Here is a 23,922-nt window from a genome sequence, read left to right as displayed (position 1 = left end):
GATATCGGACGATCCGGACCGCCCTTAGGCGGTCGGACCGCCGAAGATGTCGATACGGTCGCCCTCGGCGAGGGTCACGATCGCGCGCTTGCTGCCGGCACGCTGACCGAAGCCGGTCTTCGTGCGCTTGCGCTTGCCCTGGCGGTTGATCGTGTTGACCCCGGTGACCTTGACCGAGAAGACCGCCTGGACGGCCTGCTTGATCTGGGTCTTGTTGGCGTTCGGGTCGACGATGAACGTGTACTTGTTCTCGTCCAGGAGCGCGTAGCTCTTCTCCGACACGACCGGCTTCAGCAGAACGTCACGGGGGTCCGTGTACGACTTGCTCACCGGGGTGACGACGGTGTTCTTGCCCTCGGCGGCGTGGCGACGCGCCTTGGCGACGCGGGCGGCCTTGGCGGCCTTGGCGGCCTTCGAGGCAATGGCGGGGTGACGGATAGCCATCAGGCCTCGCTCCCTTCGGTGTCAGTGGCCTTCGGGCCGGACACGAAGGACTCGAAAGCGGCCTGGGTGAAGACCACGTCGTCGGAGACGATCACGTCGTACGTGTTCAGCTGGCCCGGCTCCAGGATGTGGACCTGGGGCAGGTTGCGGGCGGACAGCCACGCGGCCTCGTCGGCGCGCTCGACGACCAGGAGCAGGTTCTTGCGCTCCGAGATCTTGCCGAACAGCGTCTTGGCGGCCTTGGTGGAGGGGGTCTCGCCCTCGATCACGCCGGTGACGACGTGGATGCGGTTGTGGCGGGCCCGGTCGGTGAGGGCGTGGCGCAGGGCGGCAGCCTTCATCTTCTTCGGGGTCCGCTGCGAGTAGTCACGCGGCACGGGACCGTGCACGACGCCACCACCGGCGAACTGCGGCGCGCGGGTCGAGCCCTGACGGGCGCGGCCGGTGCCCTTCTGGCGGTACGGCTTCCTGCCACCACCACGGACCTCGGCACGGGTCTTGGTCTTGTGCGTGCCCTGGCGGGCAGCCGCGTTCTGCGCGACGACGACCTGGTGGATCAGCGGAATGCTGACCTTCTCGACGCCGAAGATCTCCGCGGGGAGTTCGACGCTACCGGCCTTCTCGCCGGCAGGCGAAAGGATGTCAACAGTGCTCATCGGTTACCTCAGGCCCCCTTGGCCGCGGTGCGGACCAGGACGAGGCCGCCGTTCGGACCGGGAACCGCGCCCTTGATGAGCAGCAGACCCTTCTCCGCGTCAACGGCGTGGACGGTCAGGTTCTGGGTGGTGACGCGCTCATTGCCCATGCGACCCGCCATGCGGACGCCCTTGAACACACGGCCCGGGGTGGCGCAGCCACCGATGGAACCGGGAGAGCGGTGCTTGCGCTGAACGCCGTGACCGGCGCCGAGGCCCTTGAAGTTGTGACGCTTCATGACACCGGCGAAGCCCTTGCCCTTGCTCTTGCCGGTGACATCCACCTTCACACCGGCCTCGAACACCTCAGCGGTGATCTCCTGGCCGAGGGTGTACTCGGAGGCATCCGACGTGCGGAGCTCGACGAGGTGACGACGCGGGGTGACGTCCGCCTTGGCAAAGTGGCCCTTGAGGGGCTTGTTCACCTTGCGCGGGTCGATCTCGCCGAAGGCGATCTGGACGGACTCGTAGCCGTCGACGTCGTTCGTGCGGACCTGGGTCACGACATTCGGCCCGGCCTTGACGACGGTCACGGGAACAACGCGGTTGTTCTCGTCCCAGACCTGCGTCATGCCGAGCTTCTCGCCCAGGATGCCCTTGATCTGCTTAGCCATTCTCAGATCACCGGCCTCAGAGCTTGATCTCGATGTCGACACCGGCCGGGAGGTCGAGTCGCATCAGAGAGTCAACGGTCTTGGGGGTCGGGTCGAGGATGTCGATCAGGCGCTTGTGCGTGCGCATCTCGAAGTGCTCGCGCGAGTCCTTGTACTTGTGCGGCGACTTGATGACGCAGTACACGTTCTTCTCAGTGGGCAGCGGCACCGGGCCCGCGACCGACGCACCAGTGCGGGTCACCGTCTCGACGATCTTCTTCGCCGAGGAGTCGATGACCTCGTGGTCGTAGGCCTTGAGCCGGATGCGGATCTTCTGTCCCGCCATGGCTACTTCGTAGTCCTGTCTCTTCTTACGCTCTGGAACCCGGTGTTCCAGCCCTCTTCTCCGACCCACGCGGTCGGGCGTGTCGCACCCCCGCTGACATGAATGTCCCTTGTTCGAACATCCCTGCTCGGGGATTGCGCACGGCCCTGCCGGAACCGTGGGACCGAGGGCGGATGGCCCACCGGGTGCCTGGCCGGTGCCGCGCCCACGCTTCCCGGAAGATTCCCGTACGTCCGCCCCAGCGCTGCCGTGAGGCAGTTAGGGCGACGAGTACTGTGGGACTCGCTTCCGGTCCTCCCGGCGGGAGGCGCGCAGCATCAACACTCGACCGAGCAACCCCGCTAGTCTGCCATACGGCACGGGGGCCTGGCCAATCGGGCCGGGAAGAATACCCCGGGAGTGGCATAGGTCAAACTGCGGACCGGCGTGTCCCGCCCCGGAGATCAGCTCCCGGAGACATAGGGCACAAGGGCGGACCACGCGGCACGGGTCAGCGCCAGCCGGGGACCCTCGGACTGCTTGGAGTCACGGACGTGCACAGCACTGGGGGTGACGGCCAGCTCCACACAGGAGTGGCCGTCGTTTCCGCTGCTGTAACTGCTCTTGAACCACGCCGGCTCGGAGGGGTCCCCGGCCGTGGGCTTGCGGATCATGTCTCCCCCAGCAGTTGCTCGATATAGGCCAGCGACTCCCGAGGCGAGAGCGCCTGAGCCCGGATGGTGCCATACCGCAGCTCAAGGATGCGCAGGTGTTTGGGATCGGAGGTCGGTCGGCCGTTGAACGCACCGTCCGAGCGCCCGACTGCCGTGCCGTCTGCGAACTTCAGCAGTTCGATCTTGCCGTCCATCCCGGAGTGTGTCTCGCAGTTCAGCGGCATCACCTGGAGAACGACGTTGTGCAGTCGCCCCGCTTCCGGGAGACGGTCGAGCTGCCGGCGCCGCACCATCCACCTCCCACCCCGGCTCGTCCGCCTCCCCGCGGAGCTGCCCCGCCTCGCCGTCCACCGACATACCGCGCCCCTCCGTAGTCCCGCCGCGTACCGCGACGCTCTGCCCGTGGCAACGAGCCCGACACCCCGGACAGCACTGGACAACCCGCCGACGGTCACCGCACGCAACCGCTCGATCACCCCTCACGGTAGGCGCATTCGGCCACGTTGAGTGAGGTGATCCGAAAATCCGCCGTGGGAACGCGAAGAGGCCCGTACGACCGGAGTCGTACGGGCCTCTTCAGGTCAGCGGGTGACCCTCAAGCAAGCGGTACTTACTTGACGATCTTGGTGACCTGGCCGGCGCCCACGGTGCGGCCACCCTCACGGATGGCGAACTTCAGGCCCTCTTCCATGGCGACGGGCTGGATGAGCTCCACCTTCATCTCGGTGTTGTCACCCGGCATGACCATCTCGGTGCCCTCGGGGAGGGTCACGACGCCGGTCACGTCCGTCGTACGGAAGTAGAACTGCGGACGGTAGTTGTTGAAGAACGGCGTGTGGCGGCCACCCTCGTCCTTGGAGAGGATGTAGGCCTGCGCCTCGAACTCGGTGTGCGGGGTGACCGAGCCCGGCTTGATGATGACCTGGCCGCGCTCGACGTCCTCGCGCTTGATGCCGCGGAGCAGCAGACCGACGTTCTCACCGGCCTGGCCCTCGTCGAGCAGCTTGCGGAACATCTCGATGCCGGTGACCGTGGTGGAGGTCTTCTCCGGCTTGATGCCGATGATGTCGACGGTCTCGTTGACCTTGAGGACACCACGCTCGATACGACCGGTGACGACCGTGCCACGACCGGTGATCGTGAAGACGTCCTCGATCGGCATCAGGAACGGCTTGTCGACGTCGCGCTCCGGCTGCGGGATCGACTCGTCGACGGCGGCCATCAGGTTGAGGACGGAGTCCACCCACTCCTTCTCGCCCTCGAGGGCCTTGAGAGCGGAGACCTTGACGACCGGAACGTCGTCGCCCGGGAACTCGTACTCGGTGAGGAGCTCACGGACCTCGAGCTCGACGAGCTCCAGGATCTCCTCGTCGTCCACCATGTCGGCCTTGTTCAGGGCGACGACGATGTACGGAACGCCGACCTGGCGGGCCAGGAGCACGTGCTCCTTGGTCTGCGGCATCGGGCCGTCGGTCGCGGCGACCACCAGGATCGCGCCGTCCATCTGGGCGGCACCGGTGATCATGTTCTTGATGTAGTCCGCGTGACCCGGGCAGTCGACGTGGGCGTAGTGACGCGACTCGGTCTGGTACTCGACGTGCGCGATGGAGATGGTGATACCGCGCTGGCGCTCCTCGGGCGCCTTGTCGATGTTGTCGAACGGGGTGGCCTCGTTCAGGTCCGGGTACGCGTCGTGCAGCACCTTGGTAATGGCGGCCGTGAGGGTCGTCTTACCGTGGTCGATGTGACCGATGGTGCCGATGTTGACGTGCGGCTTAGTCCGCTCGAACTTCGCCTTCGCCACTGGGGTCCTCCTGTGGAGTGGTTCTGTACGCCTTACTCATCGGCGCCAGGTGATCTTTGCTGGGGTGCCGCCCGCCGGGGCCCTTCACGGGGAAGAATCCCCGGCGGTCGGTGTCAAGCCTAAAGCGTGTAAACGGGGTGCGTTACTCGCCCTTGGCCTTCGCGATGATCTCCTCGGCGACGTTCCGCGGAACCTCGGCGTAGGAGTCGAACTGCATCGAGTAGCTCGCGCGACCCGACGTCTTGCTGCGGAGGTCGCCGACGTAGCCGAACATCTCCGACAGCGGAACCAGGCCCTTCACGACACGGGCGCCGGCACGCTCCTCCATGGCCTGGATCTGGCCACGGCGGGAGTTGATGTCACCGATGACCTCGCCCATGTAGTCCTCGGGCGTGGTGACCTCGACGGCCATCATCGGCTCGAGCAGCACGGGGCTGGCCTTGCGGGCGGCCTCCTTGAAGGCCTGGGAACCGGCGATCTTGAACGCCAGCTCGGAGGAGTCGACCTCGTGGTAGCCACCGTCGAGCAGGATGACACGCACGCCGGTCATCTCGTAACCGGCGAGGATGCCGAACTGCATGGCCTCCTGGGCACCGGCGTCGACCGAAGGGATGTACTCCTTCGGGATACGGCCACCGGTCACCTTGTTCACGAACTCGTACGAGGTGTCGCCGGCCTCGAGCGGCTCGATGCCGATCTGCACCTTGGCAAACTGGCCGGTACCACCAGTCTGCTTCTTGTGCGTGTAGTCGATGCGCTCGACGGCCTTGCGGATCGTCTCACGGTACGCGACCTGAGGCTTGCCGACGTTGGCCTCGACCTTGAACTCACGGCGCATACGGTCGACCAGCACCTCGAGGTGCAGCTCGCCCATGCCACCGATGATGGTCTGGCCGGTCTCCTGGTCCGAGTGGACCTGGAACGACGGGTCCTCCTCGGCCAGGCGCTGGATCGCGATGCCCAGCTTCTCCTGGTCGCCCTTCGACTTGGGCTCGATGGCGACCTGGATCACCGGCGCCGGGAAGTCCATGGACTCCAGGATCACCGGGGCCTTGTCGTCGCACAGCGTCTCGCCCGTCGTGGTCTGCTTCAGACCCATGACGGCGACGATGTCGCCGGCGCCCACCGACTCGATCTCCTCACGCTTGTTGGCGTGCATACGGTAGATCTTGCCGATGCGCTCCTTCTTGCCCTTGACGGAGTTCAGCACCGAAGAGCCGGACTCCAGGCGGCCCGAGTAGACCCGGACGAAGGTGAGCTTGCCGAGGTGCGGGTCGCTCATGATCTTGAACGCCAGGGCGGAGAGGGGCTCCTCGTCGGACGGCTTGCGCTTGACGACCTCCTCCGGGTCGTTGACGGCGTGGCCCTCGATGGCCTCGACGTCGAGCGGGGAGGGGAGGTAGCGCACGACCGCGTCGAGCAGGGGCTGAACGCCCTTGTTCTTGAACGCGGTGCCGCAGAACACCGGGGTGACGGTGGTGCCCGTGCCCTTGCCGGAGGCGATGGTGATACGACGGATCGCCGCGTACAGCTGCTCCACGGAGGGCTCCTCGCCCTCCAGGTACAGCTCCATCAGCTCCTCGTCGTTCTCCGCGACGGCCTCGAGCAGCTTGCCGCGCCACTCCTCGGCAGCCTCGGTGTGCGTGGCCGGGATGTCGACGGTGTCGTACATCTCGCCCTTGGTCGCCTCGGCCGACCAGACCAGGGCCTTCATCGTCACCAGGTCGATGACGCCCTTGAAGTCCGCCTCGGCACCGATCGGCAGCTGCATGACCAGCGGCTGCGCACCCAGGCGGTCGGAGATCATGTCGACGCAGCGGTGGAACTCGGCACCGGTGCGGTCGAGCTTGTTGACGAAGCAGATACGCGGAACGCCGTAGCGGTCCGCCTGACGCCACACCGTCTCGGACTGGGGCTCAACGCCGGCGACGCCGTCGAACACCGTCACGGCACCGTCGAGCACGCGCAGGGAGCGCTCCACCTCGACGGTGAAGTCGACGTGACCCGGGGTGTCGATGATGTTGATGGTGTGGTCGACGTCTTCCAGCGGCCAGTGACAGGTGGTGGCAGCAGAGGTGATCGTGATGCCACGCTCCTGCTCCTGCTCCATCCAGTCCATGGTGGCAGCGCCGTCGTGGACCTCACCGATCTTGTAAGACACACCGGTGTAGAACAGGATCCGCTCGGTGGTGGTCGTCTTGCCCGCGTCGATGTGGGCCATGATGCCGATGTTGCGCACCTTGGCCAGGTCAAGTGAAGTGGTAGCCATAAGGCTTCAGTCTTCTCTCGGTCTCGATGTGGGTAGCGACTACCAGCGGTAGTGCGCGAAGGCCTTGTTGGACTCGGCCATCTTGTGGGTGTCCTCGCGCTTCTTCACGGCCGCACCGAGGCCGTTGGAGGCGTCGAGAAGCTCGTTGAGGAGACGCTCGGTCATGGTCTTCTCGCGACGGGCGCGGGAGTAACCGACCAGCCAGCGCAGCGCCAGGGTGTTGGCACGGCCGGGCTTGACCTCGACCGGGACCTGGTAGGTGGCGCCACCGACACGGCGGGACTTGACCTCGAGGGTCGGCTTGATGTTCTCGAGAGCGCGCTTCAGCGTGATGACCGGGTCGTTGCCCGTCTTGTCACGCAGGCCCTCCATGGCACCGTAAACGATCCGCTCGGCAGTCGAGCGCTTGCCGTTCAGCAGCACCTTGTTGATCAGGGAGGTCACCAGAGGAGAACCGTAGACCGGGTCGATGATGACCGGGCGCTTCGGGGCGGGGCCCTTACGAGGCATTCTTACTTCTCCTTCTTGGCGCCGTAACGGCTGCGAGCCTGCTTGCGGTTCTTGACACCCTGGGTGTCGAGCGAGCCGCGGATGATCTTGTAGCGAACACCCGGCAGGTCCTTCACACGGCCGCCGCGCACGAGCACGATCGAGTGCTCCTGCAGGTTGTGTCCCTCACCCGGAATGTAAGCGGTGACCTCGATGCCGCTGGTCAGACGCACACGCGCGACCTTGCGGAGGGCCGAGTTCGGCTTCTTCGGGGTGGTCGTGAACACACGCGTGCAGACGCCGCGACGCTGAGGGGAACCCTCGAGTGCGGGCGTCTTGTTCTTCTCGACCTTGTCCTGCCGGCCCTTGCGGACCAGCTGCTGGATCGTAGGCACTACTTCTCCGGTTTCTGTGTGCCGATGGGTACAGCTAACCTGGAACGTCTCCGACCCACGCGGTCGGGTGTGTCGAATCCCGCAAACTCCCGCCGCGAGGCGGAAAGGGCGCAGATTACGGTGGCCGGTCTTGACTCCCCGTGCGGTTTGGAGGCACGCGCGAGAGCCAGGGCACACCCCAGGCACAAGGTCTGAGCGTACCTACCGTACGGACTTCGGTCAAAACAAATGGAGTCCCTCCCGACACGCCGATCTCTCCACCTCCCCACCCGGGATTCGTCCTACTTGTCCCGGGACCCCGCCCGGGACGGCGCGGGCCGGCGGGCGGCAGGTCGAAGGCCGCCCCGCGCCCTTCGGACACCCTTGGCCGAATCGCGCGCTTCCCCGCCCCGCGGTCTTGCGCTTTGAGTACGTTGATCCGTCCGCTCGGGCGCGAGAAATCGGGGGACAGGGGATGGCGACGACACCGAGGAGACCGGCGGCGTATCCACCGGACGACGGCGGCCTGGACGACCGGGTGCCCTTTCTGGCGCGCCTGGAGGCCGAGGACCGCTCGGCACTGCTGGGACTCGGCCGTGAGCTGACCTTCAGCCCGCGCATGGTGCTGGTGCACCAGCACGAGCCCTCGTCCCATGTCCTCTTCCTCGTGCACGGCTGGACGAAGGTCACCGCCTCCGCGGCCAACGGCTACGAGGCGCTGCTCGCGCTGCGCGGGCCCGGCGACATCGTGGGCGAGTCGGCCGCGCTGACCGGCCGGCCGCGGTCGGCGACGGTGACCGCGCTGGAGCCGGTGCGGGCGACGGCCGTGGAGCACGAGCGGTTCAAGGAGTTCCTGAACCACTCCCCCGACGTCTCCTTCGCCCTGCTGGGACTGACCGCGGACCGCACCCGCGCGGCCGACCGGCGCCGGCTGGAATTCGCGTCCATGAGCGTGCGGGAGCGCTTCGCGGTCCTGCTGCTGGACCTCGCCCGCACCCACGGCCGCCGCACCGCCGACGGCATCGAGCTGTCCGTGCCGCTGAGCAAGCAGGAGCTGGCCGGATCGGTGGGTGCCTCGCGGGAGATGGTGCAGCGGCTGCTGCGCGAACTGCGCGACAGGGAAGCCGTCGTGACGGGCCGCCGCACCCTGCTGATCCTGCGCCCCGATCTCCTGCGCCGTATCGCGGCCGCGGGGCCCGCACCGGGCATTCCCGCACCGCCGGGGGCACTGGAGGGCTGACGGGCTGACGGGGCCGGCTCCGTCACCGGAGGGGTGAAGGGCCTCGGCATCGGAGGGGTGGAGGGCCTCCGTCACCGGAGGGGTGGAGGGGCTCCGTCACCGGAGGGGTGAAGGGGCTCCGTCACCGGAGGGGTGAGGGGGCCGGCTTCGCCGCCGGAGGGGTGAAGGGGCTCCGTCACCGGAGGGGTGAGGGGGCCGGCTTCGCCGCCGGAGGGGCTGCGGCGGGTGGGATCGGGTTCCCCGTCGTCCCGTCCGACGCTCTGTGCACACGGTCACACTCGGAGTGCGTCATCCGCCCTCACCACTCGGGAAGCCGCCCGGCCAGTCTGCTGCCCTGCACGGCGTTCCCCCCTCGAGAGGCGACCATGACCGATCCCGTGAGCCGCACGATCCTGCTGCTGGACATCGAGAGGTTCAGCGACCGGGACGATGTGGAGCAGGCGTATCTGCGGCGCATGCTCTACGACATCACCGACCGCACGCTGGAAGGCGCCGGCATCGACGAGACCCGGCGGCTGAGGGCCGACCGCGGCGACTCGGTGATGGCGCTCATCGACGCGAACGCCCCGGTCACGGCGCTGCTGCGGGCCCTGCTCACGGATGTCCCGGCGCATCTTCGGACGGTCAACCGCATGGCCTCCCGCTCCGCGCAGATCCGGCTGCGCGGCGTCGTCGCCACCGGCTATGTCGCGGTGGACGAGCACGACGGCTGGGTCGGCTCCGACCTGAACCACGCCTGCCGGCTGCTGGACGCCCGGCTGCTGCGCGAGGCACTGCGCGAGCGGGCCGACGACTTCGCGCTGTGCGTCTCGGACGCCCTCTACACCGGCGTCGTACGCCACGACCACGTCGGCGTCCCGGCCGCCGACTTCCACCCGGTGACGGTGGAGAGCAAGAACGGCCCCCTCAAGGCGTGGCTCCACGGACCGGTACCCGGCGCCACGGTCACGGACGGCCCGGAAGACCACGGTGACACGGGGGCGGGGGAGGCGCCGGGCGGATCGGGGGGCCGCCCGGCGCCGCGGGTGCCCCCACACGGCACCCGGGCCCCCGAGGACCGCCCGGCGCCGGACGGATCAGGGGGAGCCCCGGCGCCGGGCGGATCAGGGGCAGCCCCGGCGCCGGGCCCTGTCGTCACCATCCAGGGCGGCACGTTCAGCGGCGGAGTGATCGGCGGTCCCCAGTACGGCGGCATCAGCGGCGGTCACTTCTCCGGCGATGTCGTCCTCGGCGAGCGCGGCGGTCGTGAGCGGGGCGAACGCGCATGAGCACCTCCGAGGCACAGCCTCCCCCGCATCCCGTACCCGAGCCCGGGAGCGCGGCGAAGGACCAGCTTCCGGGCGACCCGGGTTCCGCCCACGACACCGGGCACGGCGACGAGGGGGAATCCGAGGAGCGCGACCAGCCGCAGAACGCCTGGTCGGCCCGGCGTGACCTGGTCGACCACAGCCCGCGGTCCATGAACGTCGGCGCCCGGGCCCGCTTCAGCGGCGGGCTGCTCGGCGGCGACCAGCACGGCGGCATCAGCGGCGGCCACTTCTCCGGCGATGTCTTCCTGGGCGGCAAGACGGAGATCTACCATCTCGCGGCCCCCGGCCCCACCGCCGCCGCCTCCGCCTCCGGCGAGATCCCGGGGGCCACCCTCGAGGAACTGGCGAGCAGTTTCGTCGCCGACGAGAGGCTCCTGTCCCGGCTGCTTGCCCGGCTGCGCGACGACCGCGTCCTGGTGCTGTCCGGCGGCCGGTTCACCGGGCGGCGCACCGCCGCCCTCGTGCTGCTGCACCGCCTGGGCGCCCTCCCGGTGCGCACCCTGGTGTGCGACACCGGCCCGGGCGGCCTGGCCGATCTGGTCACCGGTGAGCACCAGGCCCGCGGTCATGTCCTGTGCGACCTCGCCCCGCGCCGCGACGACCCGCTGCGCTGGACCCATCTGCTGGCCGCCCGCGACCGTCTCGCCGAACGGGACGCCTATCTGGTCGTCACCCTCGACCCCGGCGCCGCGCTGGACGACGTGACCGCCGAGGAGTGGCGCGCGCCGGCCGCCGCCGAAGTCCTCTCCGCGCATCTGCGCGCCCGCACCGACGAGGAGACCGCCGCCAAGCTGCTCGATCTGCCGCAGGTGGCCGACTTCCTCGGGCGCAGCCACCAGCCGCGCGAGGCCGCCGCGTTCGCACGGTTGCTCGGCGGGTATGCCGCCGGGGAGGTCACCGAGGACGCGATCGGCCGGTTCTCCCTGGTCTCGCTGGAATCCCAGGTCCAGGAGTGGTTCGAGGAGGACGACACCTCCCTGCATCTGCGGGACAAGGCGTTCCTCGTCGCGCTGGCCGCCTTCGACGGCGGCCCGTACGCGCTGACCGCCGAACTCAGCGACCTGCTCTACCGCTTCCTCCAGGAGACCGAGAACCCGGCCCTCGTCCCCGAGGTCCCCGTCTTCGGCACGCACGTCGGCAAGCGGCTCCAACAGGCGCGTGCCGAGCGGTACTCGGAGGACGAGCACACCGAGTGGGGCCCGGTCACCCAGCAGAAGGCGAGGTTCCGCGACGAGCGGGCCTCCCTGGTGCTGCTGCGCGAGGTGTGGGGTGGGCATCCCTCCGCCCGCCCGGCCCTGATCCGCTGGCTGCGGCGGCTCGCCGACGATGGCCGCCCTCTGGTCCGCACCCGCGCCGCCGCCACCGTCGCGGTCCTCGCCCGCACCGATCTGCCGTCGGCGATGGCCCTGGTCATCGAGCCCTGGGGGACCTCCAAGCTGTTCCGGCACCGGCTCGTCGCGGTCAACTCCCTCACCCTCGCCCACCTCATCGACACACCCAACATCCCGCGCGTCCTCGACACCTGGTGCGCGGGCGACGACCCACGGCTGCGCTGGGTTGCCGTGCGGGCGTACGGGCTGATCGGTCCGGAGCGCCCGGAACAGGCCCTGGCGGCGCTGCGCGGCGCCGTACGGCGGCTGTACGAGGACGCGCCCGACGACATCGACGGCGCGCTGGCACAGGAGCTCGCGCAGGCGGTGGAGCTGCTGCTGCTGTCGTCGGCGAGCGAGACGGTCCTCGCCGAGCTGCGCACCCACCTGGACGACGACCGGGCCGTACGCGACCTCACGCTCGGCGGGTTCGTCGGCGCCTGCAAACGCACCGACAACGACGACGAGCGCTACGGAACTCCGCTGGTCCTCGGCTGGTACGCCCGCTCGGCGACCGAGGGCGGGCCGGCCGCGCAGGGCGTTCCGTATCTCTGGCGCGCCGCCCTGGCCGATCCGCGCACCACCCGGCACGCGCTGGAGGCGCTGCGCGGGTGGGTGCTGATCGCCGACCGGTCCACGGCGGTCGAGTGGGCGCTGGCCGCGCTGCTGCCCACGCTCGTCACCACGGCCGCCGAGCACCAGCGGCTGAGCCATCTGCTGCGGACCATGCCCGGCGAGGACGGCGATCCACCGCCGCAGGTCGCGTCCCGTCTGCTCACCACGCTGCCCACCCGTTGAGCCCCCGCGCACCGCACATCCGTCCGCCCGTCCGCCTGCGGTTCGCCCGCACATCCGTCCACCCGTCCGCCTGCGGTTCGCCCGCGCGTTCGTCCGCACGCCCATCGGTACGTCCCGAGGAGCCACACGCACCATGCCCACCTTCCACCGCCAGCCCGAGTGGCAGCAGTCGGCGGACCGGCACACGCAGCTGGTCGACCCGGTGCTCACCGTGCGTCAGCTGTCGCGCTTCGAGTTCAATCTGAGACAGCTCGTCCGCATCGACCACGCACTTGTCTTCTCCACCCCGAAGGGCTCCTACGAGGCGTATCTGCCGCCTCGGCGCCCAACGCGCGCCGAGGTCGCCGCCCACCGGTACACCGCCGTGTACGAGGTGGACATGGGCGTGCATCCCTGGACGGCCGAACTCGCGCTGCCCAGCGACAACGACGCCTTCGAGTTCACGGCCGAGGTCGACCTCTCCTGGCAGGTCCTGGACCCGGCCCGGTTCGTGGCGAGCGGTCACCGGGACGTGCCGGGGCTGGTCCTCGGTGAACTCCAGCAGGCCGCCCGGCCGGTGACCCGCCGCTTCACCATCACCGACAGCGCGGCGGCCGAGCGGGAGCTGCTGGAGGCGGTCACCGTGCTGGGGCCGCTCGGGGCGCCCGCGGGGCTCCAGGTCACCTGGACCCTGCGCATCAAGCGCGACAGGGCCAACATCGAGCACCAGCAGCGGTTGCAGGCCATCGACCACTCCGCCGCCGAACAGGTCCGCGCGAACCGGCGCGGCATGGACGTCGACGCCGAGGCGGACCGCCGCCTGCGGCAACAGGACGCCCTCCAGATCGAGCGGGCGATGGCCTACGGCACACAGCAGCAGGAACTGATGATCCAGCAGCAGCGGTGGCAGTACGAGCAGGCCCTGCTGCACAGCGGACAGCAGCATCAGCTCGCTCTGCAACAGGGGCAGCAGCAACTGGAGCTTCAGCAACTCGAGGCCCAGAAGATCGCCTTCTACCAGTGGCACCTCCAGCAGGGCGGCGTCCACGCCTGGGCACTTCATCTCGCCCAGCACCCGGAGGACTCACGGCTCGTCATGTCCAGCATGCGCGAGGACCAACTCCGCATGATCCAGGCGCAGATGGAACTGGTGCGGCAGCTTCTGAACGGTGACGCGGCGGAGGGCTACGAGCTGGAGGGGCCCAAGCAGCTGGCCCTGCGCACGGTCAACGACATCCTCACCCAGCGGCTCCCGGGCGTCCCCCAGACCCCGGCCCCGCTGCCCGAGGGGGCGGGACCGGCGGGACCGGCCCATCCCGGCTCGCCCGAGCCGCCGGCACACCCGCCGGCGCCCACCCCACCGGCGGGTCCGCCCGTGGGTCCGCCCGCCGGGGCGTGGACGGCGTCGGCCGCCGCGGCGGCGGCCTCGGCAGTCGTTTCGGGCGCGGGAGCCGGCCCGGGAGCGGCCTCGCCGGACGGCGCCGCGCCGGTCGAGGCCCCACCGGCCGCGGCGGCGCCTCGACCGGATGCCCTGCACGGGTTCCCGGGTGCCCAGCCGGGGACGCCCCCGGGCGGGCCAGCGTTCCCACCACCGGTGCCGACCGCCGCCCGGTTCCCACCGCCGACGCCGGGCACGCCGCCCTTCACTCCGCCGCAGCCGGGCATGCCGCCCTTCACCCCGCCGCAGCCGGGCATGCCGCCCTTCACCCCGCCGCTCCCGGGCGTGCCACAGCCGTGGCAGACGGCCGTACCGTACGGAGCCGGCGGGCCACCGCAGGATCCGCGGCACGGCGCGTACGGTCCCCAGACCCCGGCCTGGCAGCCCCCGCCCGGATACGGCACCACACCCGCCGTGCCCCCCGGGCCGGCCCCGGGCGGGGCCATGGTCCCGGGCGCCGACGAGGGTCCCGGGAACACCGCAGACCCCGAGGACGGCGAGGACACCGGAACGTCCACGGGACCCGAGGGGACCGGGAGCGGAACCGAAAGTGGCGGCCCATGACCGCCCCCGGTCCGGCGCCCGCCCCGCCCACCGGCAGCCCCACCGATCCCGTCGCGCGCGCCCAGCTCTGCGAACGGCTCCTGACCGAGCTGCGGGCCGAGATCGCCCGGGCCGACAGCAAGGCGTCGGTCCTGGTCGCCGCCCTCGGCATGACCGCCGGTGTCTTCAGCGGTCTGCTCGCCGGGCGGAGGTGGACCCCCGCCGCGCTGTCCGGACCGGGCACCGTGCTGTGGTGGGCCGGAGCCGTCTGCCTCGCCCTCTCGCTGTTCGCCCTGCTGCTCGCCGTCCTGCCCCGCTACCGCTCCGGGACCTGGGCGCCGGGCCTTCCCCTGTCCTACTTCGGTGACATCCAACAGGCCGTCAGGCAGGGCCACTTGGAGAGCGCGCTCGCCGACACCGAACGCCTTGCCACGCCCGGTCTGACCAGGGCGCTCACCGAGACGAGCCGGATCGCCGCACGCAAGCACCAGTGGATCCGGGCGGGCCTCGTCGCCTTCGGCGCCGGCACGGTCCTGCTGCCCGCCTCCCTGTTGATCGGCTGACCCGCCACACCGCAGTCGTCCCCACACCCGCACCTGAAGGAAGAACGAGCATGTCCCAACCACCGCAACCGGTCCCGCCGGAGTACCCCGGCTCACCGGCGCAGACCCCCGCGCAGCAGCCGATAGCGCCGCAGTACCCGCAGCAGCCTCCCGTCCATCCGCAGCCGGGCCCGGCCCCGCAGTACCCCCAGCCGGGCCCCGCCGCGCAGTACCCTCAGCCGGGCCCCGCCGCGCAGTACCCTCAGCCGGCACCCATGCCCCCGTACCCGGCCTCCACCCAGGCCCCACCCGGCCACCCGCAGTCGGCTCCTCCCCCGTACCCCTCATCAGCCCCGCCCCCCTACCCCCAGGCGGCCACACCGCCCCACCCTCCGCAGGCCGGCCCGACTCCCCCATCCACCGCACCACCCATGACACCGCCCCCGTCCCCCGACGACCCCGCGCACCCGCACCACATCAGCACCGACCACGGTCGCGTGCACCTGTCGAAGGACCAGCGCCGCACGGACGCCACCGCCGTCGGCAACCTACTGCTGCACCTGCCGAACTTCCTGTGCAGCCTCTTCGTGGTCGCCCTTGTCTCGGCCTTCTTCGGCAACCTCGCGTTCCTGGTGATCCTCGCCTGGCTCGCCAGCGGCGCACTCGTGTTCCATCGCCCCACCGAAAGCGCCCTCGCGCGCCGTCTGCTCCGTCTGCGCTACCCCACCCCACAAGAACGAGCCAAACTCGAACCGGTGTGGCGTACGGTCACGGCCCGCGCCGGTATCGAGGGCCGCGCCTATGAGCTGTGGGTGGAGGACAGCGATGACCTCAACGCGGTCGCCGCGGCCGGCCATATCGTCGGCGTCACCCGCTTCGCCATGAACCAGCTGCCCAACGGCGAGCTGGCCGCCGTACTGGCGCACGAGCTGGGCCACCACGTCGGCGGCCACGCGTGGTCCTCGCTGCTCGGCTACTGGTACGCGCTGCCCGGCCGGGTGGCCTGGCGTCTCCTCAAGGCGTTCTCCGGATTCGCGTTCAAGGTGTCGCGGGCGTTCGGCTGCTTCGGCGTCGCCTTCGTGGTGCTGTTCATGGGCGGCCTCGCGCTGGCGACGATCAGCACCCTCTACGGACTGCCGCTGCTGCTCCTGGGCATCCCCTACGCGCTCGCCGCCGTCGGCCGCCGCTCGGAGCTGCGCGCCGACGAGCACGCGGCCGCCCTCGGCTTCGCGCCGATGCTGGCCGCCGTGCTGGACAAGCTGCACCAGCAGGAGCAGCGGACGGCGGCCGAGCTGGCCGCGCACAACGGGGGCGTCCCCGTGGAGGAGGGCGCCCTGGCCAAGCTGCTCTCCTCGCACCCGGACTACCACACCCGGCTGCATCACCTTCAGCCCTACCTCCAGCCGGGCCGCTGAGCCCGGCCGCGGGCCGGTCCCCGGACACGCCGAAGGGCGGTCACCCCACAAGGTGACCGCCCCTCGGTTCAGGCTGCTCGCTTACTGGTTGTACGGACCGTAGTCGTAGTCCTCCAGCGGCACCGCCTGGCCGGAGCCGGCGCCGAACGGCGAGTAGTCGATGTCGTCGTAGCCGACGGCCGAGTACATCGCGGCCTTGGCCTCCTCGGTGGGCTCGACCCGGATGTTGCGGTAACGGGACAGACCCGTACCGGCCGGGATGAGCTTACCGATGATGACGTTCTCCTTGAGGCCGATCAGGGAGTCGGACTTGGCGTTGATCGCCGCGTCCGTGAGGACCCTGGTCGTCTCCTGGAAGGACGCCGCCGACAGCCAGGACTCGGTCGCCAGCGAGGCCTTGGTGATACCCATGAGCTGCGGACGACCGGAGGCCGGGTGACCGCCCTCCTGGACCACACGACGGTTCTCCTGCTCGAACTTCGAGCGCTCGACCAGCTCGCCGGGCAGCAGCTCGGCGTCGCCGGACTCGATGATCGTCACACGGCGGAGCATCTGCCGGATGATGATCTCGATGTGCTTGTCGTGGATCGACACACCCTGCGAGTTGTACACCTTCTGGACCTCGCCGACCAGGTGGACCTGGACGGCACGCTGGCCCAGGATGCGCAGCACGTCGTGCGGGTTGGTGGCACCCACGGTGAGCTTCTGGCCCACCTCGACGTGCTCGCCCTCGCTGACCAGGAGTCGGGCGCGCTTCGAGATCGGGTAGGCCGTCTCGTCGCTGCCGTCGTCCGGCGTGATGACGATCTTCTTGGTCTTCTCGGTCTCCTCGATCCGCACGCGGCCCTGGGCCTCGGAGATCGGGGCGACACCCTTCGGGGTACGGGCCTCGAAGAGCTCGACGACACGCGGCAGACCCTGGGTGATGTCGTCACCGGCCACACCACCGGTGTGGAAGGTACGCATCGTCAGCTGGGTACCGGGCTCACCGATGGACTGGGCGGCGATGATGCCGACCGCCTCACCGATGTCGACCAGCTTGCCGGTGGCGAGCGAGCGGCCGTAGCACATGGCGCAGGTGCCGACGGCGGACTCACAGGTCAGGACCGAGCGGGTCTTGACCTCCGAGATGCCACGGGCGACAAGCTCCTCGATGAGGACGTCACCCAGGTCGGTACCGGCCGGGGCCAGCACCTGACCGTCGACGACGATGTCCTCGGCGAGGCAGCGCGCGTACACGGACGTCTCGACGTTGTCCGCCTTGCGCAGCACGCCGTCCGCGCCGACCTCCGCGATGTGGAGCTTGAGGCCACGGTCGGTGCCGCAGTCCTCCTCGCGGATGATGACGTCCTGGGAGACGTCGACGAGACGACGGGTCAGGTAGCCCGAGTCGGCGGTACGCAGAGCGGTGTCCGCGAGACCCTTACGGGCACCGTGCGTGGAGATGAAGTACTCCAGCACGGACAGGCCCTCACGGAACGACGCCTTGATCGGACGCGGGATCGTCTCGTTCTTCGCGTTCGACACCAGACCACGCATACCGGCAATCTGACGCATCTGCATCATGTTGCCTCGTGCACCCGAGTTCACCATCATGAAGATCGGGTTGGTCTTCGGGAAGTTGTCGTTCATCGCCTCGGCGACCTCGTTGGTCGCCTTGGTCCAGATGTTGATCAGTTCCTGAGTGCGCTCGTCCTTGGTGATCAGACCGCGCTCGTACTGCTTCTGGACCTTCTCGTCCTGGGCCTCGTAACCCTTGACGATCTCCTTCTTCGCCTCGGGAACGACGACGTCGGAGATGGCGACGGTGACGCCGGAACGGGTCGCCCAGTAGAAGCCGGCCGCCTTCAGGTTGTCGAGCGTCGCCGCCACGATGACCTTCGGGTAGCGCTCGGCGAGGTCGTTGACGATCTCGGAGAGCTGCTTCTTGCCGACCTCGTAGTCGACGAACGGGTAGTCCTCGGGCAGCAGCTCGTTGAAGAGCGCACGGCCCAGCGTGGTCTTCAGACGGAAGCTGTCACCCTGCTGCCACTCCGGCTCGCCCTCCTCCTGGGCCGGCGGGGTCCAGCCGCGCGGCGGGATGGTGCCCACCGGGAAGCGGATGTCCACGCGCGACTGCAGCGAGAGCTCGCCGGCGTCGAACGCCATGATCGCCTCGGCCACGGACGCGAAGGAGCGGTCCTCGCCCTTCACGTTCCGCATCTCGCCGTCCGTGGTCAGGAAGAACAGACCGAGGACCATGTCCTGGGTCGGCATCGTGACCGGGCGGCCGTCGGCCGGCTTGAGGATGTTGTTCGAGGACAGCATCAGGATGCGGGCCTCGGCCTGCGCCTCCGCGGACAGCGGCAGGTGCACGGCCATCTGGTCACCGTCGAAGTCCGCGTTGAACGCGGTGCAGACGAGCGGGTGGATCTGGATGGCCTTGCCCTCGACCAGCTGCGGCTCGAAGGCCTGGATGCCGAGACGGTGCAGGGTGGGCGCACGGTTCAGCAGCACCGGGTGCTCGGCGATGACCTCTTCGAGGACGTCGTACACGACGGTGCGGCCGCGCTCCACCATGCGCTTGGCCGACTTGATGTTCTGCGCGTGGTTCAGGTCGACCAGGCGCTTCATCACGAACGGCTTGAACAGCTCCAGCGCCATCGCCTTCGGCAGACCGCACTGGTGCAGCTTCAGCTGCGGACCGACGACGATCACGGAACGCGCCGAGTAGTCGACACGCTTGCCGAGCAGGTTCTGACGGAAGCGACCCTGCTTGCCCTTCAGCATGTCGCTGAGGGACTTCAGCGGGCGGTTGCCGGGGCCCGTGACCGGGCGGCCGCGACGACCGTTGTCGAAGAGGGCGTCAACAGCCTCCTGAAGCATGCGCTTCTCGTTGTTGACGATGATCTCGGGCGCGCCGAGGTCGAGCAGCCTCTTCAGACGGTTGTTGCGGTTGATCACACGGCGGTACAGGTCGTTCAGGTCGGATGTCGCGAAGCGGCCACCGTCCAGCTGCACCATCGGACGCAGGTCCGGCGGGATAACCGGGACGCAGTCCAGGACCATGCCCTTGGGGCTATTGGAGGTCTGCAGGAACGCGGAGACGACCTTCAGCCGCTTCAGGGCACGGGTCTTCTTCTGGCCCTTGCCGGTGCGGATGATCTCCCGGAGCTTCTCGGCCTCCTCCTCGAGGTCGAAGGACTCCAGGCGCTTCTGCAGCGCCGCGGCACCCATCGAGCCGTCGAAGTACGTGCCGAAGCGGTCACGCAGCTCGCGGTAGAGCAGCTCGTCGCCCTCGAGGTCCTGGACCTTGAGGTTCTTGAACCGGGTCCACACCTCGTCGAGGCGGTCGATCTCGCGCTGCGCACGGTCGCGCAGCTGCTTCATCTCGCGCTCGGCACCCTCGCGCACCTTGCGGCGCACATCGGCCTTGGCGCCCTCGGCCTCCAGCTCGGCCAGGTCGGCCTCGAGCTTCTTGGCGCGGGCCTCCAGGTCGGCGTCGCGACGGTTCTCGATCTGCTGCCGCTCGACGGAGACGTGCGCCTCCAGGGAGGGCAGGTCACGCGTACGGCGCTCCTCGTCGACGTACGTGATCATGTACGCCGCGAAGTAGATGACCTTCTCCAGGTCCTTCGGGGCGAGGTCGAGCAGGTAGCCCAGCCGCGACGGAACGCCCTTGAAGTACCAGATGTGCGTGACCGGGGCGGCCAGCTCGATGTGGCCCATCCGCTCACGGCGCACCTTCGCGCGCGTGACCTCGACGCCACAGCGCTCGCAGATGATGCCCTTGAAGCGGACGCGCTTGTACTTGCCGCAGTAGCACTCCCAGTCCCGGGTGGGGCCGAAGATCTTCTCGCAGAAGAGGCCGTCCTTCTCGGGCTTGAGGGTGCGGTAGTTGATGGTCTCGGGCTTCTTGACCTCGCCGTGGCTCCACTGACGGATGTCGTCAGCGGTGGCCAGGCCGATCCGGAGCTCGTCGAAGAAGTTGACGTCGAGCACTATGCGTCAATCCCTCTCAGGGTCGTAAGTCTTTCGGTCTGTACGGGGGTCCCGGGGTCGGCGGGCCTTGGAGTCAGGCCCGCCGGACTCCCGTCAGACCTCTTCGACGCTGCTCGGCTCGCGCCGGGACAGGTCGATGCCGAGCTCCTCCGCAGCGCGGAAGACGTCCTCGTCGGTGTCGCGCATCTCGATGGACATACCGTCGCTGGACAGCACCTCCACGTTGAGGCACAGGGACTGCATCTCCTTGATGAGCACCTTGAAGGACTCGGGGATGCCGGGCTCGGGGATGTTCTCGCCCTTGACGATGGCCTCGTAGACCTTCACGCGGCCGGTGACGTCGTCGGACTTGATGGTCAGCAGCTCCTGGAGGGCGTACGCGGCGCCGTAGGCCTCGAGGGCCCACACCTCCATCTCGCCGAACCGCTGGCCACCGAACTGGGCCTTACCACCCAGCGGCTGCTGGGTGATCATCGAGTACGGACCGGTCGAGCGCGCGTGCAGCTTGTCGTCGACCAGGTGGTGCAGCTTGAGGATGTACATGTAGCCGATGGAGATCGGGTCCGGGAACGGCTCACCCGAGCGGCCGTCGAACAGCCGCGCCTTACCGGTCGGCTGCACCAGGCGGTCACCGTCGCGGTTCGGGATGGTGTGCTGGAGCAGACCCGCCAGCTCGTCCTCACGGGCACCGTCGAACACCGGGGTGGCGACGTTGGTGCGCGGGGCGACCTGGTCGGCGCCGATGGCCTGCAGGCGCTGGGCCCAGTCGTCGGCCAGCCCGGAGACGTCCCAGCCGCGGCTGGCGAGCCAGCCGAGGTGGATCTCCAGGACCTGTCCCGGGTTCATTCGGGACGGGACACCGAGCGGGTTGAGGATGATGTCGACCGGGGTGCCGTCCTCCAGGAACGGCATGTCCTCGATCGGCAGGATCTTGGAGATGACACCCTTGTTGCCGTGGCGGCCGGCGAGCTTGTCACCGTCGGTGATCTTGCGCTTCTGCGCCACGTAGACGCGGACCAGCTGGTTCACGCCCGGCGGCAGCTCGTCGCCCTCCTCGCGGTCGAAGACGCGCACACCGATGACCTTGCCGGTCTCACCGTGCGGCACCTTCAGCGAGGTGTCACGGACCTCACGGGCCTTCTCACCGAAGATCGCGCGCAGCAGACGCTCCTCGGGGGTCAGCTCGGTCTCACCCTTCGGGGTGACCTTGCCGACGAGGATGTCACCGGCGATGACCTCGGCACCGATGCGGATGATGCCGCGCTCGTCCAGGTCGGCGAGGACCTCCTCGGAGACGTTCGGGATGTCCCGGGTGATCTCCTCGGGGCCGAGCTTGGTGTCACGGGCGTCGACCTCGTGCTCCTCGATGTGGATCGAGGAGAGGACGTCGTCCTGCACGAGGCGCTGCGACAGGATGATCGCGTCCTCGTAGTTGTGACCCTCCCACGGCATGAACGCCACGAGCAGGTTCTTGCCGAGGGCCATCTCGCCGTTCTGGGTGGCCGGGCCGTCGGCGAGGACCTGGCCCTCGATGACGCGGTCGCCCTCGTTGACGATGACCTTCTGGTTGACCGAGGTGCCCTGGTTGGAGCGGGCGAACTTGGCCAGGCGGTACGTGATGTACGTGCCGTCGTCGTTGGCGGTGGTGATGTAGTCCGCGGAGACCTCCTGGACCACACCGGCCTTCTCGGCCTTGACGACGTCGCCGGCGTCGACGGCGGAGCGGTACTCCATGCCGGTGCCGACGAGCGGGGCCTCCGACTTAATCAGCGGAACGGCCTGGCGCATCATGTTCGCGCCCATGAGGGCACGGTTGGCGTCGTCGTGCTCGAGGAAGGGGATCATGGCGGTCGCGACCGACACCATCTGGCGCGGCGAGACGTCCATGTAGTCCACGTCCTCGGGGCCGACGTAGTCGACCTCGCCGCCACGGCGGCGGACCAGGACACGGTTCTCGGCGAACCGCAGCTCGTCGGTCAGCGGCGCGTTGGCCTGGGCGATGACGAAGCGGTCCTCCTCGTCGGCGGTCAGGTAGTCGACCTCGTCGGTGACCTGGCCGTCGATGACCTTGCGGTACGGGGTCTCGACGAAGCCGAACGCGTTGACCCGGCCGTAGGAGGCGAGCGAACCGATCAGACCGATGTTCGGGCCTTCAGGGGTCTCGATCGGGCACATACGGCCGTAGTGCGAGGGGTGCACGTCACGGACCTCGAAGCCGGCCCGCTCACGGGACAGACCACCCGGGCCGAGCGCGGACAGACGACGCTTGTGCGTCAGCCCGGACAGCGGGTTGTTCTGGTCCATGAACTGCGACAGCTGGCTGGTGCCGAAGAACTCCTTGATGGAGGCGACGACCGGCCGGATGTTGATCAGGGTCTGCGGCGTGATCGCCTCGACGTCCTGCGTGGTCATGCGCTCGCGCACGACGCGCTCCATGCGGGCCAGACCCGTACGGACCTGGTTCTGGATGAGCTCGCCGACACTGCGCAGGCGGCGGTTGCCGAAGTGGTCGATGTCATCGGTCTCGACGACGATCGTCTGACCGCTGTCGCCGACCGTCTCGGTCTCGCCCGCGTGCAGCTTCACCAGGTACTTGATCGTCGAGATGACGTCCTCGACGGTCAGGACACCCGCGTCGAGCGGAGCGTCCGCACCCAGCTTCTTGTTGACCTTGTAGCGGCCGACCTTGGCGAGGTCGTAGCGCTTCGGGTTGAAGTAGAGGTTCTCCAGGAGCGTCTGCGCGGCCTCACGCGTGGGGGGCTCGCCCGGACGCAGCTTGCGGTAGATGTCGAGCAGCGCGTCGTCCTGGCCCTGGGTGTGGTCCTTCTCCAGGGTGGCGCGCATGGACTCGTACTCGCCGAACTCCTCGAGGATCTGCTCGGTGGTCCAGCCGAGCGCCTTCAGGAGGACGGTCACGGACTGCTTGCGCTTGCGGTCGATGCGTACACCGACCATGTCGCGCTTGTCGATCTCCATCTCGAGCCAGGCACCCCGGGACGGGATGATCTTGGCGGAGAAGATGTCCTTGTCGGACGTCTTGTCGATGGTGGAGTCGAAGTAGACACCCGGCGAACGGACCAGCTGCGACACGACGACACGCTCGGTGCCGTTGATGACGAAGGTGCCCTTGTTCGTCATCAACGGGAAGTCGCCCATGAAGACGGTCTGGGACTTGATCTCGCCGGTCTCGTTGTTGGTGAACTCGGCCGTGACGAAGAGGGGCGCGGCGTAGGTGAAGTCGCGCTCCTTGCACTCGTCGATCGAGTTCTTCGGCGGCTCGAAGCGGTGGTCGCGGAACGTCAGCGACATCGACCCGGAGAAGTCCTCGATCGGGGAGATCTCCTCGAAGATCTCCTCGAGGCCGGACTTGGTGGGGACGTCCTGACCGGACTCCAGAGCCTCCTCGACGCGAGCCTTCCACGCGTCGTTGCCGAGCAGCCAGTCGAAGCTCTCGGTTTGCAGCGCGAGAAGGTTCGGAACCTCGAGGGGCTCCTTGATCTTTGCAAAGGAGATGCGCAGCGGGGCGGTGCTGGCGCCGTTGTTCGTATTCGCGGTCGAGGCAGTGCGCGAGGCGGCCAAGAGGGGGTCCTTCCGAGGGCTCGGACTCACTACGCGCGTACCGGTCCCCACCGGCACAGA

Annotated in this window: 18 protein-coding genes and 1 pseudogene; 6 read left to right on the top strand and 13 right to left on the bottom strand. The window is 68.9% G+C overall.

What is annotated here, in order from left to right:
• Window positions 1-24 precede the first annotated feature (24 nt).
• The 10 genes and pseudogenes from rplW to rpsL all read right to left on the bottom strand — a co-directional run bounded on the left by rplW (window position 25) and on the right by rpsL (window position 7,688).
• Window positions 25-444: a 50S ribosomal protein L23 gene (gene rplW / locus ACIP94_RS07200; RefSeq protein ID WP_402420781.1), complete on the bottom strand. Its 420-nt coding sequence runs from the start codon at window positions 442-444 to the stop codon at window positions 25-27.
• On the bottom strand, window positions 444-1,100 hold the full coding sequence (rplD, locus tag ACIP94_RS07195; RefSeq protein ID WP_329507998.1) for a 50S ribosomal protein L4: 657 nt from the start codon (window positions 1,098-1,100) through the stop codon (window positions 444-446). The genes rplW and rplD overlap by 1 nt, the downstream gene beginning before the upstream one ends.
• 8 nt (window positions 1,101-1,108) lie before the next feature.
• The gene (gene rplC / locus ACIP94_RS07190) at window positions 1,109-1,753 is read right to left on the bottom strand and encodes a 50S ribosomal protein L3 (RefSeq protein WP_311696777.1); all 645 of its coding nucleotides are present in this window, start codon (window positions 1,751-1,753) and stop codon (window positions 1,109-1,111) included.
• Window positions 1,754-1,769: 16 nt separating this feature from the next.
• Window positions 1,770-2,078, bottom strand: a complete 309-nt coding sequence (rpsJ, locus tag ACIP94_RS07185; protein WP_003948644.1) for a 30S ribosomal protein S10 — start codon at window positions 2,076-2,078, stop codon at window positions 1,770-1,772.
• Between the two features lie 443 nt (window positions 2,079-2,521).
• Complete coding sequence (locus tag ACIP94_RS07180) at window positions 2,522-2,731, bottom strand: DUF397 domain-containing protein (RefSeq protein ID WP_402420777.1); 210 nt, start codon at window positions 2,729-2,731, stop codon at window positions 2,522-2,524.
• Window positions 2,728-3,033 (bottom strand): annotated as a pseudogene (locus ACIP94_RS07175) (Scr1 family TA system antitoxin-like transcriptional regulator); the annotation flags it as partial. The pseudogene ACIP94_RS07175 and the gene ACIP94_RS07180, both read right to left, overlap by 4 nt.
• A 308-nt stretch (window positions 3,034-3,341) precedes the next feature.
• Entirely contained in the window at window positions 3,342-4,535 is a 1,194-nt protein-coding gene (tuf, locus tag ACIP94_RS07170) for an elongation factor Tu (protein WP_234513447.1), read from the bottom strand.
• A gap of 142 nt (window positions 4,536-4,677) precedes the next feature.
• Window positions 4,678-6,804: an elongation factor G gene (gene fusA, locus ACIP94_RS07165; protein WP_402420774.1), complete on the bottom strand. Its 2,127-nt coding sequence runs from the start codon at window positions 6,802-6,804 to the stop codon at window positions 4,678-4,680.
• A 39-nt stretch (window positions 6,805-6,843) separates the two neighbouring features.
• Window positions 6,844-7,314: a 30S ribosomal protein S7 gene (gene rpsG / locus ACIP94_RS07160; protein WP_009330725.1), complete on the bottom strand. Its 471-nt coding sequence runs from the start codon at window positions 7,312-7,314 to the stop codon at window positions 6,844-6,846.
• A gap of 2 nt (window positions 7,315-7,316) precedes the next feature.
• Entirely contained in the window at window positions 7,317-7,688 is a 372-nt protein-coding gene (rpsL, locus tag ACIP94_RS07155; protein ID WP_003948652.1) for a 30S ribosomal protein S12, read from the bottom strand.
• Between the two features lie 454 nt (window positions 7,689-8,142).
• On the opposite strand from rpsL, the gene ACIP94_RS07150 reads away from it, so the two are divergent.
• The 5 genes from ACIP94_RS07150 (at window position 8,143) to ACIP94_RS07130 (ending at window position 14,908) form a co-directional block, all read left to right on the top strand.
• Window positions 8,143-8,907 carry a Crp/Fnr family transcriptional regulator gene (locus ACIP94_RS07150; RefSeq protein WP_402420771.1) on the top strand — a complete coding sequence of 255 codons (765 nt, stop codon included), beginning with the start codon at window positions 8,143-8,145 and terminating at the stop codon, window positions 8,905-8,907.
• 365 nt (window positions 8,908-9,272) lie between these two features.
• Window positions 9,273-10,175 carry a hypothetical protein gene (locus ACIP94_RS07145; RefSeq protein ID WP_402420768.1) on the top strand — a complete coding sequence of 301 codons (903 nt, stop codon included), beginning with the start codon at window positions 9,273-9,275 and terminating at the stop codon, window positions 10,173-10,175.
• Complete coding sequence (locus ACIP94_RS07140; protein WP_402420765.1) at window positions 10,172-12,385, top strand: hypothetical protein; 2,214 nt, start codon at window positions 10,172-10,174, stop codon at window positions 12,383-12,385. The genes ACIP94_RS07145 and ACIP94_RS07140 overlap by 4 nt, the downstream gene beginning before the upstream one ends.
• Window positions 12,386-12,518: 133 nt before the next feature.
• Window positions 12,519-14,366, top strand: a complete 1,848-nt coding sequence (locus ACIP94_RS07135; protein ID WP_402420763.1) for a hypothetical protein — start codon at window positions 12,519-12,521, stop codon at window positions 14,364-14,366.
• On the top strand, window positions 14,363-14,908 hold the full coding sequence (locus tag ACIP94_RS07130) for a Pycsar system effector family protein (RefSeq protein WP_402420760.1): 546 nt from the start codon (window positions 14,363-14,365) through the stop codon (window positions 14,906-14,908). Before ACIP94_RS07135 ends, ACIP94_RS07130 begins: the two co-directional genes overlap by 4 nt.
• A 92-nt stretch (window positions 14,909-15,000) precedes the next feature.
• Here the strand turns inward: ACIP94_RS07130 and ACIP94_RS07125 are convergent, their stop codons facing one another.
• A complete protein-coding gene (locus ACIP94_RS07125) occupies window positions 15,001-15,204 on the bottom strand; it encodes a hypothetical protein (RefSeq protein ID WP_402420758.1) in 204 nt (67 codons plus the stop codon).
• 114 nt (window positions 15,205-15,318) lie between these two features.
• On the opposite strand from ACIP94_RS07125, the gene ACIP94_RS07120 reads away from it, so the two are divergent.
• Complete coding sequence (locus tag ACIP94_RS07120) at window positions 15,319-16,302, top strand: M48 family metalloprotease (RefSeq protein ID WP_402420755.1); 984 nt, start codon at window positions 15,319-15,321, stop codon at window positions 16,300-16,302.
• Between the two features lie 81 nt (window positions 16,303-16,383).
• Here the strand turns inward: ACIP94_RS07120 and ACIP94_RS07115 are convergent, their stop codons facing one another.
• Together ACIP94_RS07115 and rpoB are read right to left on the bottom strand one after the other, a co-directional pair.
• The gene (locus ACIP94_RS07115; protein ID WP_402420752.1) at window positions 16,384-20,283 is read right to left on the bottom strand and encodes a DNA-directed RNA polymerase subunit beta'; all 3,900 of its coding nucleotides are present in this window, start codon (window positions 20,281-20,283) and stop codon (window positions 16,384-16,386) included.
• Between the two features lie 93 nt (window positions 20,284-20,376).
• Window positions 20,377-23,862: a DNA-directed RNA polymerase subunit beta gene (gene rpoB / locus ACIP94_RS07110; protein WP_402420750.1), complete on the bottom strand. Its 3,486-nt coding sequence runs from the start codon at window positions 23,860-23,862 to the stop codon at window positions 20,377-20,379.
• Between the last annotated feature and the right edge of the window lie 60 nt (window positions 23,863-23,922).

Source organism: Streptomyces sp. NPDC093261 (assembly GCF_044753645.1).
Classification (GTDB): Bacteria; Actinomycetota; Actinomycetes; order Streptomycetales; family Streptomycetaceae; genus Streptomyces.
The sequence above is the reverse complement of the archived record's forward strand: the minus strand, read 5'-3'. Positions and strand labels throughout refer to the sequence as shown.

Coding starts and splice junctions, on each gene's coding strand:
- rplW (WP_402420781.1), bottom strand. CDS start 444: ATGGCTATCCGTCACCCCGCCATTGCCTCGAAGGCCGCCAAGGCCGCC.
- rplD (WP_329507998.1), bottom strand. CDS start 1,100: ATGAGCACTGTTGACATCCTTTCGCCTGCCGGCGAGAAGGCCGGTAGC.
- rplC (WP_311696777.1), bottom strand. CDS start 1,753: ATGGCTAAGCAGATCAAGGGCATCCTGGGCGAGAAGCTCGGCATGACG.
- rpsJ (WP_003948644.1), bottom strand. CDS start 2,078: ATGGCGGGACAGAAGATCCGCATCCGGCTCAAGGCCTACGACCACGAG.
- ACIP94_RS07180 (WP_402420777.1), bottom strand. CDS start 2,731: ATGATCCGCAAGCCCACGGCCGGGGACCCCTCCGAGCCGGCGTGGTTC.
- fusA (WP_402420774.1), bottom strand. CDS start 6,804: ATGGCTACCACTTCACTTGACCTGGCCAAGGTGCGCAACATCGGCATC.
- rpsG (WP_009330725.1), bottom strand. CDS start 7,314: ATGCCTCGTAAGGGCCCCGCCCCGAAGCGCCCGGTCATCATCGACCCG.
- ACIP94_RS07150 (WP_402420771.1), top strand. CDS start 8,143: ATGGCGACGACACCGAGGAGACCGGCGGCGTATCCACCGGACGACGGC.
- ACIP94_RS07145 (WP_402420768.1), top strand. CDS start 9,273: ATGACCGATCCCGTGAGCCGCACGATCCTGCTGCTGGACATCGAGAGG.
- ACIP94_RS07140 (WP_402420765.1), top strand. CDS start 10,172: ATGAGCACCTCCGAGGCACAGCCTCCCCCGCATCCCGTACCCGAGCCC.
- ACIP94_RS07135 (WP_402420763.1), top strand. CDS start 12,519: ATGCCCACCTTCCACCGCCAGCCCGAGTGGCAGCAGTCGGCGGACCGG.
- ACIP94_RS07130 (WP_402420760.1), top strand. CDS start 14,363: ATGACCGCCCCCGGTCCGGCGCCCGCCCCGCCCACCGGCAGCCCCACC.
- ACIP94_RS07120 (WP_402420755.1), top strand. CDS start 15,319: ATGACACCGCCCCCGTCCCCCGACGACCCCGCGCACCCGCACCACATC.